Annotated in this window: 17 protein-coding genes; 9 read left to right on the plus strand and 8 right to left on the minus strand. The window is 63.2% G+C overall.

Annotation, left to right across the window (positions count from 1 at the left end):
* Positions 1 to 153: 153 nt before the first annotated feature.
* The 5 genes from ACFOMH_RS09115 to ACFOMH_RS09135 all read left to right on the plus strand — a co-directional run bounded on the left by ACFOMH_RS09115 (position 154) and on the right by ACFOMH_RS09135 (position 4,716).
* Positions 154 to 705 carry a thioredoxin family protein gene (locus tag ACFOMH_RS09115; RefSeq protein ID WP_377744051.1) on the plus strand — a complete coding sequence of 184 codons (552 nt, stop codon included), beginning with the start codon at positions 154 to 156 and terminating at the stop codon, positions 703 to 705.
* On the plus strand, positions 706 to 1,386 hold the full coding sequence (gene gph, locus ACFOMH_RS09120) for a phosphoglycolate phosphatase (RefSeq protein ID WP_377744053.1): 681 nt from the start codon (positions 706 to 708) through the stop codon (positions 1,384 to 1,386).
* A 100-nt stretch (positions 1,387 to 1,486) separates the two neighbouring features.
* Positions 1,487 to 1,915, plus strand: coding sequence for a TIGR01244 family sulfur transferase (locus ACFOMH_RS09125; protein ID WP_377744055.1), 429 nt, complete (start codon positions 1,487 to 1,489; stop codon positions 1,913 to 1,915).
* Between the two features lie 272 nt (positions 1,916 to 2,187).
* The gene (gene typA / locus ACFOMH_RS09130) at positions 2,188 to 4,008 is read left to right on the plus strand and encodes a translational GTPase TypA (protein WP_374425407.1); all 1,821 of its coding nucleotides are present in this window, start codon (positions 2,188 to 2,190) and stop codon (positions 4,006 to 4,008) included.
* 75 nt (positions 4,009 to 4,083) lie between these two features.
* Complete coding sequence (locus ACFOMH_RS09135; RefSeq protein WP_377744057.1) at positions 4,084 to 4,716, plus strand: hypothetical protein; 633 nt, start codon at positions 4,084 to 4,086, stop codon at positions 4,714 to 4,716.
* Between the two features lie 27 nt (positions 4,717 to 4,743).
* On the opposite strand, the gene ACFOMH_RS09140 is transcribed toward ACFOMH_RS09135, so the two are convergent.
* The 6 genes from ACFOMH_RS09140 to ACFOMH_RS09165 form a co-directional block, all read right to left on the minus strand.
* Complete coding sequence (locus ACFOMH_RS09140) at positions 4,744 to 5,067, minus strand: 2Fe-2S iron-sulfur cluster-binding protein (RefSeq protein WP_377744058.1); 324 nt, start codon at positions 5,065 to 5,067, stop codon at positions 4,744 to 4,746.
* A 68-nt stretch (positions 5,068 to 5,135) separates the two neighbouring features.
* Positions 5,136 to 6,020 (minus strand): DMT family transporter, encoded by an 885-nt coding sequence (locus ACFOMH_RS09145; protein ID WP_377744060.1) that lies wholly within the window; start codon positions 6,018 to 6,020, stop codon positions 5,136 to 5,138.
* Positions 6,021 to 6,146: 126 nt separating this feature from the next.
* The gene (locus ACFOMH_RS09150; protein ID WP_374425422.1) at positions 6,147 to 7,355 is read right to left on the minus strand and encodes a beta-ketoacyl-[acyl-carrier-protein] synthase family protein; all 1,209 of its coding nucleotides are present in this window, start codon (positions 7,353 to 7,355) and stop codon (positions 6,147 to 6,149) included.
* Positions 7,356 to 7,492: 137 nt separating this feature from the next.
* Complete coding sequence (locus tag ACFOMH_RS09155; protein WP_374425403.1) at positions 7,493 to 7,753, minus strand: acyl carrier protein; 261 nt, start codon at positions 7,751 to 7,753, stop codon at positions 7,493 to 7,495.
* Between the two features lie 55 nt (positions 7,754 to 7,808).
* Positions 7,809 to 8,903: a UDP-3-O-(3-hydroxymyristoyl)glucosamine N-acyltransferase gene (gene lpxD, locus ACFOMH_RS09160; protein ID WP_374425402.1), complete on the minus strand. Its 1,095-nt coding sequence runs from the start codon at positions 8,901 to 8,903 to the stop codon at positions 7,809 to 7,811.
* Positions 8,904 to 8,963: 60 nt separating this feature from the next.
* A complete protein-coding gene (locus tag ACFOMH_RS09165; protein ID WP_377744063.1) occupies positions 8,964 to 10,574 on the minus strand; it encodes a L,D-transpeptidase family protein in 1,611 nt (536 codons plus the stop codon).
* 360 nt (positions 10,575 to 10,934) lie between these two features.
* On the opposite strand from ACFOMH_RS09165, the gene ACFOMH_RS09170 reads away from it, so the two are divergent.
* A complete protein-coding gene (locus ACFOMH_RS09170; protein WP_374425400.1) occupies positions 10,935 to 11,495 on the plus strand; it encodes a YcbK family protein in 561 nt (186 codons plus the stop codon).
* Positions 11,496 to 11,641: 146 nt separating this feature from the next.
* On the opposite strand, the gene ACFOMH_RS09175 is transcribed toward ACFOMH_RS09170, so the two are convergent.
* Positions 11,642 to 12,394 carry an SseB family protein gene (locus ACFOMH_RS09175; RefSeq protein WP_377744065.1) on the minus strand — a complete coding sequence of 251 codons (753 nt, stop codon included), beginning with the start codon at positions 12,392 to 12,394 and terminating at the stop codon, positions 11,642 to 11,644.
* Entirely contained in the window at positions 12,381 to 13,004 is a 624-nt protein-coding gene (locus tag ACFOMH_RS09180) for a uracil-DNA glycosylase family protein (RefSeq protein WP_377744066.1), read from the minus strand. Before ACFOMH_RS09180 ends, ACFOMH_RS09175 begins: the two co-directional genes overlap by 14 nt.
* Positions 13,005 to 13,173: 169 nt before the next feature.
* Between ACFOMH_RS09180 and ACFOMH_RS09185 the strand changes: the two genes are divergently transcribed.
* The 3 genes from ACFOMH_RS09185 to kdsA are packed head-to-tail and all read left to right on the plus strand — an operon-like array spanning position 13,174 to position 16,437.
* Entirely contained in the window at positions 13,174 to 13,827 is a 654-nt protein-coding gene (locus ACFOMH_RS09185; RefSeq protein WP_377744068.1) for an ABC transporter ATP-binding protein, read from the plus strand.
* Complete coding sequence (locus ACFOMH_RS09190; RefSeq protein WP_374425396.1) at positions 13,811 to 15,607, plus strand: capsule biosynthesis protein; 1,797 nt, start codon at positions 13,811 to 13,813, stop codon at positions 15,605 to 15,607. The genes ACFOMH_RS09185 and ACFOMH_RS09190 overlap by 17 nt, the downstream gene beginning before the upstream one ends.
* The gene (gene kdsA, locus ACFOMH_RS09195; RefSeq protein ID WP_374425395.1) at positions 15,604 to 16,437 is read left to right on the plus strand and encodes a 3-deoxy-8-phosphooctulonate synthase; all 834 of its coding nucleotides are present in this window, start codon (positions 15,604 to 15,606) and stop codon (positions 16,435 to 16,437) included. The genes ACFOMH_RS09190 and kdsA overlap by 4 nt, the downstream gene beginning before the upstream one ends.
* Positions 16,438 to 16,442: the final 5 nt, after the last annotated feature.

A 16,442-nucleotide genomic window follows, 5' to 3' on the forward strand; every position in this document is an offset into this window, starting at 1 on the left:
TGCTGTCTTGCTACATCTCGGCACGGGTAAGCATGATATATTGATAATCCGTATTATGTAATATAAATATTGCACCCGGTACGGACCCGCCATAGATTGCCCAACAGCGACGCTCGACGCGCTTTCGACAATATGCTGAAAAAGGATCACAGGATGGCGGTCAGCCCACCGGTTTGCGACTTTGGCGCCACGATGCCCGATTTCGCACTTCCTGATCCTGCTGGCCGCATGCATCGCCTAGACGAGATTGCTGGCGCGCGTGGCACATTGGTCATGTTCATCTGCAATCACTGTCCCTATGTGCAGGCCATCGCTGATCGCATCCGGCGCGACGCGGCGGATCTGCAAAAGCATGGCATTGGCGTTGTGGCGATTTCGGCCAATGACATCGCCGAATATCCGCAGGATGCGCCGGCGCAGATGAAAATCGAGGCGGCCCGGCACGGCTTCACCTTTCCCTATCTTTACGACGAAACCCAGACAGTCGCGCGGGCCTATGGCGCCGAATGCACCCCGGATTTCTTTGGCTACAATGCAAACGGCGAATTGCAGTATCGCGGCCGGCTGGACGCGTCCGGGCGCAGCGCGGGCGCTGCGGATGCGCGACGCGAATTGTACGAAGCTATGGTGCAGATCGCCGAAACCGGGCAGGGTCCGCGCGAGCAGATTCCCTCGATGGGATGTTCGATCAAATGGAAGGCCTGAATGAACGTTTGCTTTGCCCCCCGCCCCGTGGTGTTCGATCTTGACGGCACGCTGATCGACAGCGCCCCGGATATCCATGCCTGCGTGAACACCGTGCTGCGCATGAACGGCACCCGGCCGCTGACGCTGGATCAGGTGCGCAGTTTTATCGGCGGTGGCGTCGATCTGTTGTGGCGGCGGGTGATCGCGGCGACGGGACTGCCGGTCGAGGCACATCGCGACCTCGTCGCCTCGTTCATGACCCGCTATCATCAGGCGACGGCCCTGACGCGGCTTTACCCGCATGTACTTGAAACTTTGGGGATTTTATCCGATCGTGGCTATCCCTTGGGCATCTGCACGAACAAGCCGCTGGGGCCGACGCACACGGTTCTGGAACATTTCGGCATCGGCCAGCTTTTCGGCACCGTCATCGGCGGCGATTCCCTGCCGCAGAAAAAGCCCGATCCCGCGCCGCTGCGCGCGGCTTTTGCCGCCCTTGGCGCGGATCCCGCCGCACCGCGCGGGATCTTTGTCGGGGACAGCGAATTCGATGTCGAAACCGCGCGCAATCTTGGGGTGCCGATGCTGCTGTTTCTGCGCGGCTATCGCAAAACCGCACCGGAAGACCTGTTGCATCGCGCATCTTTCGACGATTTCGCGCAATTGCCGCTGTTGGTCGAGGAGGTCGCCGCGATCTGAGTCCGGCGGTTTGCCGGCTTGACAGCGCGCCCAGAAACGCGCTGATCCGTCGAAAACCTGTCCGCCGCATGCCGGACGAAAGATGACCCAAGGAGACGCCATGGACCTGCGCCAATTGACCCCGGACCTCGCGGTTTCGCCTCATATCCTGCCCGAAGAGGTGCCGGCCCTGGCCGAAGCCGGTTTCCGCGTGCTGATCAACAACCGTCCCGATGACGAGGTCGGCGCCGATCACGATCACGACGCCATGCGCGCCGCGGCCGAGGCCGCAGGCCTGCGCTATTACTATATTCCCTTTACCCCGGGCCAGATCACGCCCGACATGATCGCGGCGCAAGCCGAGGCGCTGGCCGGCCCCGGCCCCAAGGTGGCCTATTGCCGATCCGGCAACCGCTCGACCGTGCTTTGGGCGCTGACCCGCGCCGGGACCGAGCCGGCCGAGGATCTGTTGAGCACGGCCGCGGATGCGGGCTACGATCTGACGGGGATCCGCCCGCTGATCGAATCGCTGGCGGATCGCCGGCGCTGATCCTGCCGCCATCGTGCGGAAAGGGCGTGGAACCACAACCAGTTCAATGAGTTTCCTGATGGACGGCCCGCAAATCGGGGGAAATCGCTCCCGATCCGGGTGAACAGGAAGGAAATGCAATGAATTCGATTATCTATCTGGTCGGCCTTGTGGTTGTGGTTTTGTTCATCCTCAGCATGCTTGGCCTGCGCTGAGCGCTGGCTGCAATTGCCGCTGGCCTTTCGCGCCCCTCTGCGGTACGGGGGCGCGACTTCTGAAAAAGGCCCGCCCCCATGGACATTCGCAATATCGCGATCATCGCTCACGTTGACCACGGCAAGACCACGCTGGTCGACCAACTGCTGAAACAATCCGGCAGTTTCCGCGAAAACCAGGCCGTGGCCGAACGCGCCATGGACAGCAACGACATCGAACGCGAACGCGGCATCACCATTCTTGCCAAGGCGACCTCGGTCGAATGGAAAGGCACCCGGATCAATATCGTCGACACCCCCGGCCATGCCGATTTCGGCGGCGAGGTCGAGCGCATCCTGTCGATGGTGGACGGTGTCTGCCTGTTGGTCGATGCGGCGGAAGGTCCCATGCCGCAGACCAAGTTCGTCACCTCGAAGGCGCTCGCGCTCGGGCTGCGCCCGATTGTCGTGCTCAACAAGGTCGACAAGCCCGCGGCCGATCCCGACAACGCCCTGAACGAGGTGTTCGACCTTTTCGCCAATCTGGGCGCCAGCGACGAACAGCTTGATTTCCCTCATCTTTACGCATCCGGCATCGGCGGCTGGGCGGATGAGACACTGGACGGTCCGCGCAAGGACATGTCGGCGCTTTTCGATATGGTGCTGCGCCATGTCGAGCCGCCCAAACAGATCGCCCGCCAGGACGAGCCGTTTCAGATGCTGGCCACGACGCTGGGCAGCGACCCCTTTATCGGCCGCATCCTGACCGGCCGGGTCGAGGCCGGGCGCGCAAAGGCCGGCGACACGATCAAGGCGCTGGCGCGCGACGGCGAGCGGATCGAACAGTTCCGCATCAGCAAGGTTCTGGCCTTTCGCGGCCTGACCCAACAGCCCATCGACGAGGCCGTTGCGGGCGATATCGTCACCATCGCCGGCATGTCCAAGGCGACCGTGGCCGACACGCTCTGCGCCCCCGAGGTGGAAACCGCCCTGCCCGCGCAGCCCATCGATCCGCCGACGATCAGCGTGACCTTTGGCATCAATGACAGCCCGCTGGCCGGTCGCGACGGCAACAAGGTGCAATCGCGCGTGATTCGCGAACGCCTGATGAAAGAGGCCGAAACCAACGTCGCCATCAAGGTCGAGGATACACCCGGCGGCGATGCTTTCGTGGTCTCGGGGCGCGGCGAATTGCAGATGGGCGTGCTGATCGAAAACATGCGCCGCGAAGGGTTCGAGCTTTCGATCTCGCGCCCGCGGGTGATTTTCCGCGACATCGACGGCGTCCGTCACGAGCCGATCGAGGAAGCGATCATCGATGTCGATGACGAATATACCGGCGCCGTGATCGACAAGCTGACCGGCAACCGCAAGGGCGATCTGGTCGAGATGAAGCCCGCCGGCCATGGCAAGACCCGCATCGTCGCGCATGTCCCCTCGCGCGGGCTGATCGGCTATCAGGGCGAGTTCATGACCGACACGCGCGGCAATGGCGTTCTGAACCGCATCTTCCACAGCTGGGCGCCCTATAAAGGCCCGATCCAGGGTCGCCGTCAGGGCGTGCTGATCTCGATGGAGGATGGCGTTTCGGTGGCCTATGCGCTCTGGAACCTCGAAGAGCGCGGCAAGATGTTCATCGGCGCCCAGGAACAGGTCTATCAGGGCATGGTGATCGGCGAGCATTCGCGCGACAACGACCTTGAGGTGAACCCGCTCAAGGGCAAAAAGCTGACCAACGTCCGCGCCTCGGGCACGGATGAGGCCGTGCGCCTGACCCCGCCGGTCCGCATGAGCCTTGAAGAGGCCATCGCCTATATCGACGATGACGAGCTGGTCGAGGTCACCCCCAAGAATATCCGGCTGCGCAAGCGCTATCTCGATCCGCATGAGCGCAAGCGGCAAGCCCGTGCGGATGCTTGATATTTTTACGATACAGGCTTCCGCAATGGCGGAAGTCTGATACATTCGGACGCAGAGAACCTGCAGGAGCGGCTCATGGAAAGCCGGGGCAATGTCTATCAGAACCTGATTTTCGCCGCCCAGAAGGCTCTGGACGAAACCGGGGAATTGCCAAGCATACCGGCGCAGCTTTCCCAGCTTAGCGGGATCGACGAGACGGATATCGGCAATATCTTCCGCTCGGACAGACAGCTTCACGAGGCGCTGCTCTATCACGCCGTCACCCTGCTCAACGATGCGGTGCGTCAAAGCGTGATCAACGCCAACAGCTCTGACCCGCTGAAACAGCTTCGGGCTATTGGCCACGGCTATCTGTGCTGGGCCGAAAACAATCCGACGCTGTTCCGGCTGGTCGTGGACGGCCTCAATGGCGAGATCACGCCGGAAAGCACGCTCTATCGCTTCACGGTCTCGATGCGCGATCTTTATCGCCGCAAGCTAACCGAGATGCAGCGGCTGGGCATTCTGTCCGCGGATACCGATATCGAGATATCGACCATGATGCTGCATTGCCTGGTCAAGGGCGGGAACATGATGTTCCTGACCCGCAATACCGATCCGTGGTTCGAACATGACGACCGTTCGACCATTGCGCTGGCCGAAAACATCTTTACCGAATTTCTTCGCAATCTGGTCCGCGCCAACCGGCCGGTCCCGCAACCGGCCTGAACGACCGGCGCGGGGATCGGCTTTGGCCTAGACCTGACGCTCGGGCAGGTTCACCACCAACCCGTCCAGTTCGGGCGTCACCTTGATCTGACAGGTCAGGCGCGAGCGCGCGGGATCGGGCTGATAGGCAAAATCCAGCATGTCCTCCTCCATCGGGTCGCGCGGCGGCAGCCGGTCGACCCAATCCGGCGCGACATAGACATGACAGGTCGAACAGGCGCAGGCCCCGCCGCAATCCGCGTCGATGCCGGGCACGCCATTGTCGCGCGCGCCCTCCATCACCGTCATGCCGGGCTTGACGTCGATTTCGTGGATGGTGCCGTTATGCTCGATATAGGTGATCTTGGCCATGGGTGCCCTTCCTTGCGCTTTCCTATCGCAGATAGGTCATCGCGGCGGGCGTGAAAAGCCCCGCAGATTCAGCGTACCCGTTCCGCGCGCAGTGCCCGCAAGTTCGAAAACAGGATAATCGCCGCCCCGGCAAAGACCCAGATGTCGATCGCCTCGTGATAAAACAGATAGCCCACGATAGCGGCCAGCGGCACCCGCAGGAAATCGACCGGTATCGCGACCGAAGCATCCAGCCGGCGCAAAGCCTGCGCCATGCAGTAATGCGCGCTCAACGCCCCTGCCCCGGCAAGGATCATCCAGGGCAGATCGGCGATATGCACCGGCCGCCAATCCGTCAGCGCCGCCACCAACCCCAGCGGCAACTGGATCAGGATCATCCAGGCCACGATGACACCGGGCGAATTCTGCCGCGTCAACAGCTTGACCAGCACCAGAGACAGCCCATAGCCCATGGCCGCGATCAGAACCAACCCCGCCGCCGGATCGACAATGCCGGTCCCGGGACGGACGATGACCAGAACGCCCAAGAATCCCCCCAGCACCGCCAAAAGCCGCGCGCGCGTCGGTCGCTCATGCAGGATCGCCCAGGCAAAAAACGCCACCCAGACCGGCATGGTGAATTCCAGCGCGAAAACCGAGGCCAGCGGCATGAGCACCACCCCGATGGTCCAGAAATACTGTGCGGTGAAATGGACCGTGTTCCGGATCAGCTGCAACCGGAACTGCCGCATCTGGCGAATTTCCGGCCAAAGACTGCGCATGAACAGCGCGATCACGAAAAGCCCCACCAGCGCCCGAAAAAACAGCACCTGCCGGATCGACAGATTCGCCGCCAGCTCGCGCGACCCGATGGACATGCCGATAAAGGATCCCATGCTCAGCGCCATCCAGCCAAGCCCGACCCAGAGCCCGCGCCTCGCCTGCGCATCGACGGAAATGCCCGTATCGCCCATATCCCGCCCCCGTCGCAACGCCGCGACCTTAGCCCCTCTGCAATGGAAAGCAAACGGCGACAGGATCTTACCGCTTCTTCTTCATGAGAATATCCCGGGGTCCGGGGCAGAGCCCCGGAACAGGCCTCACGCCCTGCGCAGCGCCAGCACCGCGTTCAGCCCGCCAAAGGCAAAGGCGTTCGAGAGCACCGCCTCGACCCGCGCCTCGCGCGCCTCATTCGGAACCACATCCAGCGCGCATTCGGGATCGGGCTCTTCATAGCCGATGGTCGGCGCGATCACACCATCGCGCAGCGCCATGATACAGGCCAAAAGCTCGACCGCGCCGGTGCCTCCAATCAGATGCCCATGCATGGACTTGGTCGAAGACATCATCAGCCGGTCGGCATGATGACCAAAGGCATGGGCCACGGCGGCGCATTCGGTCTTGTCATTGGCGGCCGTGCCGGTGCCATGGGCGTTGATATAGCCGATCTCATCGGGGTTCATATGCGCGTCGAGCATGGCCCCGGTGATGGTGCGCTCGGCACCGATAGCCGATGGCATGACGATGTCCTGCGCATCGGCCGACATCGAAAAGCCCACGACCTCGGCCAGAATATCGGCGCCGCGCGCGACCGCGTGCTCCCAGTCCTCAAAGACAAAGACGCCCGCGCCCTCGCCCTGCACCATGCCGTTGCGCGTGGCCGAAAACGGCCGGCAGGCATCCTTGGACATGACCCGAAGCCCTTCCCAGGCCTTGATGCCGCCAAAGCACAGCATCGCCTCGGAGCCACCGGTCAACATCACCGTCGCCGCGCCCGAGCGCACCATGTTGAAAGCCATGCCCATCGCATGGTTGGAACTCGCGCAGGCCGTGGCCACCGTGAAACTTGGCCCCAGAAGCCCGTATTCAAGGCTGACATGCGAGGTCGCGGCATTGTTCATCAGCCGCGGCACGACAAAGGGGTGAACGCGGTTCTTCCCCTCTTCATAAACGGTGCGGTAATTTTCGTCCCAGGTGTTCATGCCGCCGGCGGCGGTGCCCAGCACCACTCCCGACCGCAGGCCAAGCTCACCCTCGAAGACCAGCCCCGACTGTTCGACCGCCTCGCGGGCGGCCAAAAGCGTGAACTGGGTGAACTTGTCATAAAGGACGATCTGCTGCCGGTTGAAATAGGTTTCGGGGTCCCAGTCGCGGACCTGGCCGCCGATCCTGATCGCCAGCCGGTCGACATCACGGAAATCCAGTTCCCCGATGCCGCAGCGCCCCTCGCGCATCGCCTCAAGCGTCGAGGGCACATCACGCCCCAGCGCATTGATCGTGCCCATGCCGGTGATGGCGACGCGGCGCATGCCATTGGCGTGGCGCCCCATGATGACACGGCCCAGCATGGTGCGGGCCATCTTGGTCGCGCTTTTGACCTTGCCCTTGACCTTGCCGGGCTTGCGCTCGGATTTGGCGGGCTTCTCGCCCCGGGTTTTCTTGGCGCTCATACCTTTTCCGCGACCAGTTTTTCGACCGCCGCGACAATCGCGCCCAGGCTTGAGATGTCGAAATCGGATTTTTCGGGTTCATTAGCGTTGAACGGCACCGAGATGTCGAATTCTTCCTCGATGGCAAAGATCGATTCGACCAGTCCCAGGCTGTCGATGCCCAGATCCTGCGGCGACATGTCCAGTTTCAGTTCGGCAGGATCCAGCATGGCCTGCTCAGCCACGATCTGGATGATGCGGTCGCGGATTTCCGTCATATCTGTCTCCGTTCGTTCCCGCGCCATGGCCACGGGGAAAAATTTGGCCGGAGCCTCAGCCCCGGTCGTTCTTTTCCATCAGTTTCTTAACAGTTTCGCGAAGCTCTGCCACCTGGGCATAAAGGCGCGGCAGGCGGCGAATGTTTTTTTGCGCCTCGACATGGGTTTCCATCTTTACGGCGGGACTGCCCAGCAGCACCCGACCGGCGGGGGCATTGGTAAAGATCTTGGTGGCGCCGCCCGCGATCACATCATCGCCGACAAAGATATTGTCCGACACCCCGACCTGACCGCCCAGCACGACACGATTGCCGATCCGCGAGGATCCGGCGATCCCGGCCAGCCCGCATAACAGACAATCCTCGCCGACGACGACATTGTGGCCGATCTGGACCTGACTGTCGATCTTGGTGCCGCGCCCGATACGGGTGGCGCGGATGGTGCCCCGGTCGATGGTGGCATTGGCGCCGACCTCGACATCGTCGCCCAGCTCGACCCCGCCCAGCGAATGGATGCGGATCCAGTGCTGGGCGCGGATATCCTTGCGTGCGCCAAGGGTTTCGCGGATTTCCTCGACGCCGGATTTTTCGGGGGTGACAAAGGAAAACCCGTCGCCGCCGACCACCGCGCCCGAATGCACGATCACGCGGTCGCCGATGCGCACGCCATGGGCGATGCGCGCGCCGGGATGGATCAGCGCATCGCGACCGATCACCGTGTCCGCGCCTATCGAGACATGGGACGCGATGCGCGCGCCCTGCCCGATGCGCACCCGCGCACCGATGACCACAAAGGGCCCGATGGCCGCATCCTCGGGCAGTTCCGCCGAGGGATCGATGACGGCGCTGGGATGAATGCCGGGAGAAATGGCCGGGCCGGGATCAAAGCTGCGGGTCAGCGCCGCCATCGCCAGACGCGGGCGCGCCACCAAAATCGCCGCCCTGAGGCCAAGGGCATCGGGATCGGTCCCCTCGGCCAGGATCGCCATGCCGCCGGGCGTCAGACGCTCGGTATAGGCGGCGGATGTCGCAAGCGCGATCTGGTCCGCCCCGGCCTGCCCCGCCTCGGCCGCGCCGGTGACGATCAGATTGCCATCGCCCCAAAGACGGGCGTCCAGCGCCTGGGCAAGTTCGGCAATGGTCAGTTTCATGCGACACCCTTTCTTTGGGCATCATCTATTCATCCGCAGCGCCAGAATCCAGTCCGGCCTTTATTGCAAGCCGGCCTTTGCCAGCGCCGCCCGGACCAGCGCATCACGGCCATAGATGTCGGGATAGCGGTGAATCCGGCCCTCATCGTCGGGAAAAGCGGTGAAATAGACCAGATGCACCGGCACCGGCGGGCGCAGGTTCAGATAGGTCTCACGCCCCGAGGCCAGCGCCTTGGCAAAGACCGCCTCGGGATCGTCCAGCTGTGGACGCAGCAATTCATGCGCCAGATCGATGGGCCGGCCGATGCGGATGCAGCCATGCGAATAGGCCCGCGTCTCGTTGTTGAAGAGGTGCTTGGTGGGCGTGTCATGCAGATAGATGTTCCAGGGGTTCGGGAACATGAACTTGACCACGCCAAGCGCATTGTCATCGCTGGGCTTCTGGCGCATGCGATAGGGGAAATTCGCCGCCGTATATTTGCGAAAATCGACGCGGTCGCGGCCGATGACCCGGCCGGCGCTGTCGACGACGTCCAGATGGCCGACGGCATTGCGATTGGCCTGAAGGCGCGGCAGGTATTCCTTGACCGTGATCGAGCGCGGCACGTTCCAGCGCGGATTGACCACCAGAAACTGCATGTTTTCGGTGAATTCCGGGGTTTCGAATTCCTGGTTCGCCTTGCCGATGACGGTGCGCGTCTCAAAGACCTCGCGGCCGTTTTCCATGATGCGGGCATTGTATTCGGGCAGATTGACCCAGACATGGCGCGCATTGAGGTCGTGACCCGCCATCCAGCGCATGCGTTCGAGCGCGACCAGAATGGCATCCGCCGAGGCGCTTGTGCCCTGATTGAGGCGCGCGACCGTGCGCGGCCCGGCCACGCCATCCGCGGGCAGGCCGGCCGCCTGCTGAAATCCGGCGACGGCGTCGGCCAGGGGCTGGTCAAAGGTGGTCGGGCTGGCGCTGGGCACGGCCGCAAAACCGATCGAGGCCAGCCGGACCCGAAGCGTCGCCACCGCCGCATCGCTGACGCCCGGACGCCACAGGCCTTCGGGCACCTTGGGCACGCCCTGGGGCGCGATCAGCCCCGAGGACCGGATCAGCGCCTTGCGCAGGGATTCGTAGCGCGCATCCTGTAGCGGCAACCGCGCCAGCACCGCGGCCGGATCGCCGCTTTGCGCAAAATCCCGCATCACCTCGCCGGTCGGTGGCCGGTTGACGACACGCTTGATGCCGGATTCGACCTTGCGGGGGTCAAGAATGCCGCCGCTCACATCATGGGTCCAGCGCGCGAAGGCCTGTCCGAACTGCAATTCGTCGGCGATCCGGGCCGGGATATCGGCGGGCGCGGTTTCGGGCGCGGCCTCTGGGGCGGCGCTGCGCAACCTGTCGTCGATCCGCTGCAAATCCAGCTGACCATAGCGCGCGGGCGGCAGGCCATGCGACGGCGCCTGCCCCAGCGCCTCGATCAAGGCGGCGCGGCGGCGGGCGCCATCCGCGCCCAGAAAAATCGGCCTGAGCCCGTTCGAGCCATAGAAATCCGCCAAACCGGGTTCGCGCACGACAGCACGCGCCAACGCCATTTCCTGTTCGGAAAAGGCAATCCGGGGCGCGGGAAGCACCGCCACCGAGGCCGCATCCAGACCTTGGGCCAGGGCATGCGGCGTCACGGCGGACAGCCCGAGCACTACAACCAATGCGCGAATCAACGTTCCAACTTTCACCAAAAATTCCAGCGAGTCCTGTCCATGTTTCTTCGCATTTCGCATAATTTTCGTCCAGCGAAGGCAAGTTCATTCTTGTCAAGCTGATGCGCGGGCACCACGGAACCTGAAAAACCTGAAGTTGCGTTCCGAATCGTCATCGCAATCGGCGGGTTTCCGCCTAGTTTAGCAAAACTTCGCCATGCCCGGAACGAAACGCTTTCATCCCGACACGGGCTGGTGACATATTCTTAATCAGTTTCGGATAAACCGGGACAGTCGCTGAAACGGGCGACATAAACAACGACGCAGGACAGGCGATCTGACATGACCTTTGAAACTTTCTCGCGACGGGGCATCCTGGGTGCCTTCGCGGCGACGACGGTGGCAGCAGCGCCGGTTATGGCCAATGCCTTCGGTCTTTTGCGGGGTGCCGGCGACATCCGGCGGATTCGCATGTATTCGGGACGTACGGGCGAAAGCATCGACACCGTCTATTGGGTCGAGGGCAAATATATCCGTGACGCGCTGAATGAAATCAACGTCTTCATGCGCGACTGGCGTACCGGTCAGGCCATCGGCATCGACCCGCGCACGATCGACATCGCCGCCGCCTCGCACCGGCTGCTGCAAACCAATGAACCTTATATGATGCTGTCGGGCTATCGCTCGCCCAAGACCAATGCGATGCTGCGGTCGCGGTCGCGCGGCGTGGCGCGCAATTCGCTACATATGGTGGGCAAGGCTGCGGACCTGCGGCTCAAGTCGCGCTCGGTCTCGCAGATGTACAAGGCTGCGGCCGCCTGCAATGCCGGTGGCGTCGGGAAATATTCGCGTTCGAATTTCGTGCATATGGATTGCGGCCCGATCCGTCACTGGGGCGCCTGATCCATCAAGGCCACGGGCACAGACGTACCCGACACGAAAAGACCCGCCCTGCAAGGGCGGGTCTTTTCGTTGGCATGGTTTTCGTTTGCCCCTCTGGGCTAACCGACTCTGGGGTCGCAACCGCGCAGGTTGACGAATGGCGTCGATCACCGCAATCGCGGCGGCGCCTTGGGATCGCGGCGCGCGACGGGCGCTGCGGGCTTTGGCGGCGGCGGCTCGATGATCAGCGCCTGACCAGGCAAGGCGCGCGCCGAAAAGGCGATGTCGACACCCCCAGGCAGTTCCGGCAGGAAAGCCATGAGTTCCGCCAGTGCCTTGGCCACGGCATCCTCATGGGCGGGATCGACATCGCGCAGGATCAGCATATGTCCGTGGCGACCTTCAGCCCATTCCGCCGCGACTAGCCCGATCTGACCGACCAACCCGACCATGTCGCCCAGACGCTGCGCCAGCGGCGCGGCAAGGACCGACACCGCATCCGCACCGGGCGCCGAAAGACGCCGCGCCGTTTCAGCGGCGCCAAGGCTCGGCCGCGCGGCCAGCGCCCGGGCCAGCCAGCCCAGCATGGCCGCATCCAGCATCAGTTCCGATACCTCACCGGGATTGATCAACAGCCCCTGCCCCTCTTGTGCGAGCGCATCCGCCAGCACGCGCCCGGGCAGCGCCAGATGGGCGACCGGACCGCCAATGAACCCGGCCAACCGATCCTCGCGGTCACATGCCAACGCGAAACGCCCTTCATCCACGGCAAAGCTTTGCAATTCTGCCTGATCGCCCACTGGATCGGCGGTCAGGGCGGCGAAAAGCTCGGTATCGGCCAGCTGCGACAGGATTCTTGCGCGGGCGGCCGCATCGGCCTGGTGAAAGGGGATCTGGCAAAGCTCATCAAGCGGGGTCATCGGGGCCTCTCAGGACTGCGGCAACGGTGGCGCGAAGCTCTGGCAGAAGCTCGGCTTCGAACCAGGGATTGCGCCGCAGCCAGCCGGTATTGCGCCAGGACGGATGAGGCAAGGGAAAGATTCGCGGCGCATTGTCCCGCCAGGCGCGCACCCTCGCGGTGACCCCGGCCCCGGACGCCTTCCCCAGATGCCAGCGCTGCGCATGACCGCCGACCAGCAGGATCAGCCGCGGCGCCAGTTCCGCCATCACCCGCGCCCGCCATGTCCGCGCGCAAATCGGCGGCGGCGGCAGGTCGGCCCCTTTGCCGTCATAGCCCGGAAAACAGAACGCCATGGGCACGATCGCCATGCGCTCGCGATCATAGAATGTGGCCTCGTCCACCCCCATCCAGTCGCGCAGCCTGTCGCCGGAGCGGTCGGCAAAGGGCCGGCCCGCCACATGCACGCGCATGCCCGGGGCCTGTCCGGCAATGAGGATCCGCGCCCCCGGCCGGAACCAGACCACCGGACGGGGGTGATGCGCGGTCGCCGTGGCGGCAAAGCGCGCGGCGCAAAGCCGGCAGGCCTCGATCTCATGAACCAGGGTCATCGCCAGCAGATAGGACCGCATTCGCATCCCGCAAAGGGGTTCTTCACAAGATATAAAGGATTATATGGCCATGGTGGACAGTGCGGCGGCCCGGGCATAATGTGCCCCATGCTGCGGCGGACCATGCCGGTGGCGGCTGTTGCATTATCTTATTATCCCTGCCGGATTTCGCGGGGGCTTTGGCGGACCGATGATCGAATTCGACGATGTCTCAAAATCGTTCTGGACCGGCACCCAGCGCAAGGTGATCCTTGACCGTGCGTCGTTCCGGATCGAACTGGGGCGATCGGTCGGCATCCTGGCGCCGAACGGCACCGGCAAGACCACGATCATCAACATGATGTGCGGGCTGGAAAAGCCGGATGACGGCACCATCCGCACCGATTGCCGGGTGTCCTTTCCACTGGGTTTCATGGGCGGGATCAGCTCGACACTCAGCGCCAATGAAAATGCGCGCTTCATCGACCGCGTCTACGGGCTGGACCCCGATTATGTCGAGGCCTTCTGCCGCTGGCTGATCGATATCGGCGAATATTTTGACATGCCTGTCGGCACTTACAGCGCGGGCATGCGCTCGCGCTTTACCTTCTCGCTGCTTCTGGCGCTGGAATTCGACGTATATCTTATCGACGAGGGCATGCCGACCACCACCGATGCCGAGTTCAATCGCAAGGCCGGCTCGGTGCTCTATGACCGGCTGAAATCGGCCACCGTGGTGGTGGTGTCGCATCAGGCCCAGACCATCGAAAAATTCTGCAACAGCGCGGCCGTTCTGCGGGATGGCAAGCTCTATCAGTTCGAAACCCTGGAAGAGGCTAAGCAATATTATGACTACACCGCCTAAGGCCCGCGCCTATCGCATCAGTCGCGAGGAATCGGTGCTGGCGGCCAGCCGCGGTGATTCCAGTGCGGTCGAAACGGCACGAAGGGTTCAGATCGAAGTGCACAAGCGTAATACCCAACAACCCGCCGCCACCCCAAGGCCGGACACCCCGCCGCATGACCTGTTTTCGGCCGGCGCCAATGACGATGGCTTTGGCGACATGCGCTTTCCCGGTGCCGCCCCCGCGGCCAAGGGCGGTGCAAATCCGGCCGATGCCGGCGCCGCAGCGCCCGATCCCGCGATGGCCGAACGCATCGCCGCCGTCCGGGCCGAGAACCTGACCGACCGGCAGCTGCGCATGGCCCGCCGCATCGCGGCCATGCATGAAATCGATGTGGCCACCGATCATGAGGCCGTGATCGCGCTGCGGGATCGGGGGATCGACCCCTTCCATCGCGCGGCCGTCGGCAAGATCCTCTCGGAAGAGGGCGCGCGCGCCCAGGCGGCCAGCGCGAGCGCGTCGGGGGCCAACACGATGCCCGTGCCGGCCCGCCGCGATACCCCGCCCGCGCGCCGCAAACGCGGCACCGAAATCATGCCCGTGCCCCCGGGCTCGACCAAGCTGCCCTCGCGCGAGGCATTGACCGAGGACCGCCGCGCCGCCGAAATCATCCGCATTCAACAGGATATCGCCCGTCGCCGTCGGCGCAAACTGACGATGCTGGCCGCCCGGCTTGCCGTGCTTGTCGGGATCCCCACGATCATCATGGCGTGGTATTATATTGCCGTTGCAACCCCACTTTACGCGACCATATCGCAGTTTCAGATCCAGCAGGCCGAAAAGGCCAGCAGTGGCGGGATAGGCGGGCTGTTCAGCGGCACCCAACTGGCGACCAATCCCGATTCCGTTTCGGTGCAAAGCTACCTGACCTCACGCGACGCGATGCTGCGGCTCGACAAGGAACTGGGCTTCAAGCAGGCGTTTCAGGGCATGGATATCGATCCATGGCTGCGCCTGCCCGCAGATGCCTCCAACGAAGAGGCCTACAAGCTCTACAGAAATCTAGTCAAGATCGGCTATGACCCGACCGAAGGCGTGGTCAATATGGAGGTGATCGCCCCCAATCCGGACCTGTCGCAGCAATTCTCGCTTGCGCTGATCAAATATGCCGAAGGCCAGGTCGACCAGATGACCGCGCGGCTGCGCGAGGATCAGATGCAAGGATCGGTGGCAAGCTACGAGCAGGCCGAGAAAAAGGTGATCGACGCGCAGCAACGGGTTCAGGAACTGCAACAGAAACTTGGCGTTCTGGATCCGGTGGCCGAAGGCGGCGTGGTCATGGGCCAGATCGCCGAGCTTGAGCGCCAGCTATCTGAAAAGCGTCTGGAACTTGGCCAGCTTGAGGCCAATACGCGTCCGAACCAAAGCCGCGTTGCCGGGGTCAAGGGCGATATCGGCCGCCTGCAAGAGATGCTGGCCCAGACCCGCAGCCAGTTGACCGAAGGCAATGAGGCGCGCGGCTCGCTTGCTGCTATCTCGGGGGAAATCCGGATCGCGGAATCCGACCTGCTGACCCGACAGGAACTGCTGGCCGCCGCCGCAGCGCAGATGGAAGTCGCGCGGATCGAGGCGAACAAGCAGGTTCGTTATCTGTCGCTGTCGGTGGCACCCGTGGCGCCGGACGAGGCGACCTATCCCAAGGCCATCCAGAACACGATCGTGGCGTTTCTGATCTTTTCGGGTATTTACCTGATGCTGTCTTTGACCGCCTCGATCCTTCGCGAACAGGTATCTTCATGAAACATGTGCAAGCCGGAAACGTCACCTTTGGCAATGACCTGCCGCTGACGGTTATTGCCGGCCCCTGTCAGCTGGAAACACTGGATCACGCGCTGATGATTGCCAAAACCATGCTCGGGGCCTGTCAGGCCGCGGGCGCGGGCTATGTGTTCAAGGCAAGCTACGACAAGGCAAACCGAACCTCGCTGAAAGGTCGGCGCGGCATCGGCATGGAAGAGGGGCTGCGCATGCTGGAAGAGGTGCGCAACCGCTTCGGATGTCCGGTTCTGACCGATATCCATGATATCGATCAGGCCCGAGCCGCCGGTGCCGTGGTCGATATCATCCAGATCCCGGCTTTCCTGTCGCGCCAGACCGACCTTTTATTGGCCGCCGGTGAAACGGGTGCGGTCGTCAATATCAAGAAGGGCCAGTTTCTGGCCCCCTGGGACATGCCCAATGTTGCCGACAAGGTTGCATCGACCGGCAATGACCGCATCCTTCTGACCGAGCGGGGGGCCAGTTTCGGCTATAACACGCTGGTGGCCGACATGCGCAGCCTGCCGATCATGGCCCGCACCGGCTGGCCGATCATCATGGATGCGACCCATTCGGTGCAGCAGCCCGGCGGTCAGGGCGGCTCATCTGGCGGACAGCGCGAATTTGCCCCGGTCATGGCGCGTGCGGCGGCCTCCATCGGGGTCGCAGGCGTCTTTATCGAAACCCATCAGGATCCCGATAACGCCCCCTCGGACGGGCCGAACATGGTCTATCTGGACCAGATGCCGGCTTTGGTCGCATCGCTGATGCGGTTCGACGAACTGGCGAAATCCGACCCGGTCATGGGCTGAACGCG

The organism is Paracoccus mangrovi (assembly GCF_042648425.1).
GTDB classification, from domain to species: domain Bacteria; phylum Pseudomonadota; class Alphaproteobacteria; order Rhodobacterales; family Rhodobacteraceae; genus Paracoccus; species Paracoccus mangrovi.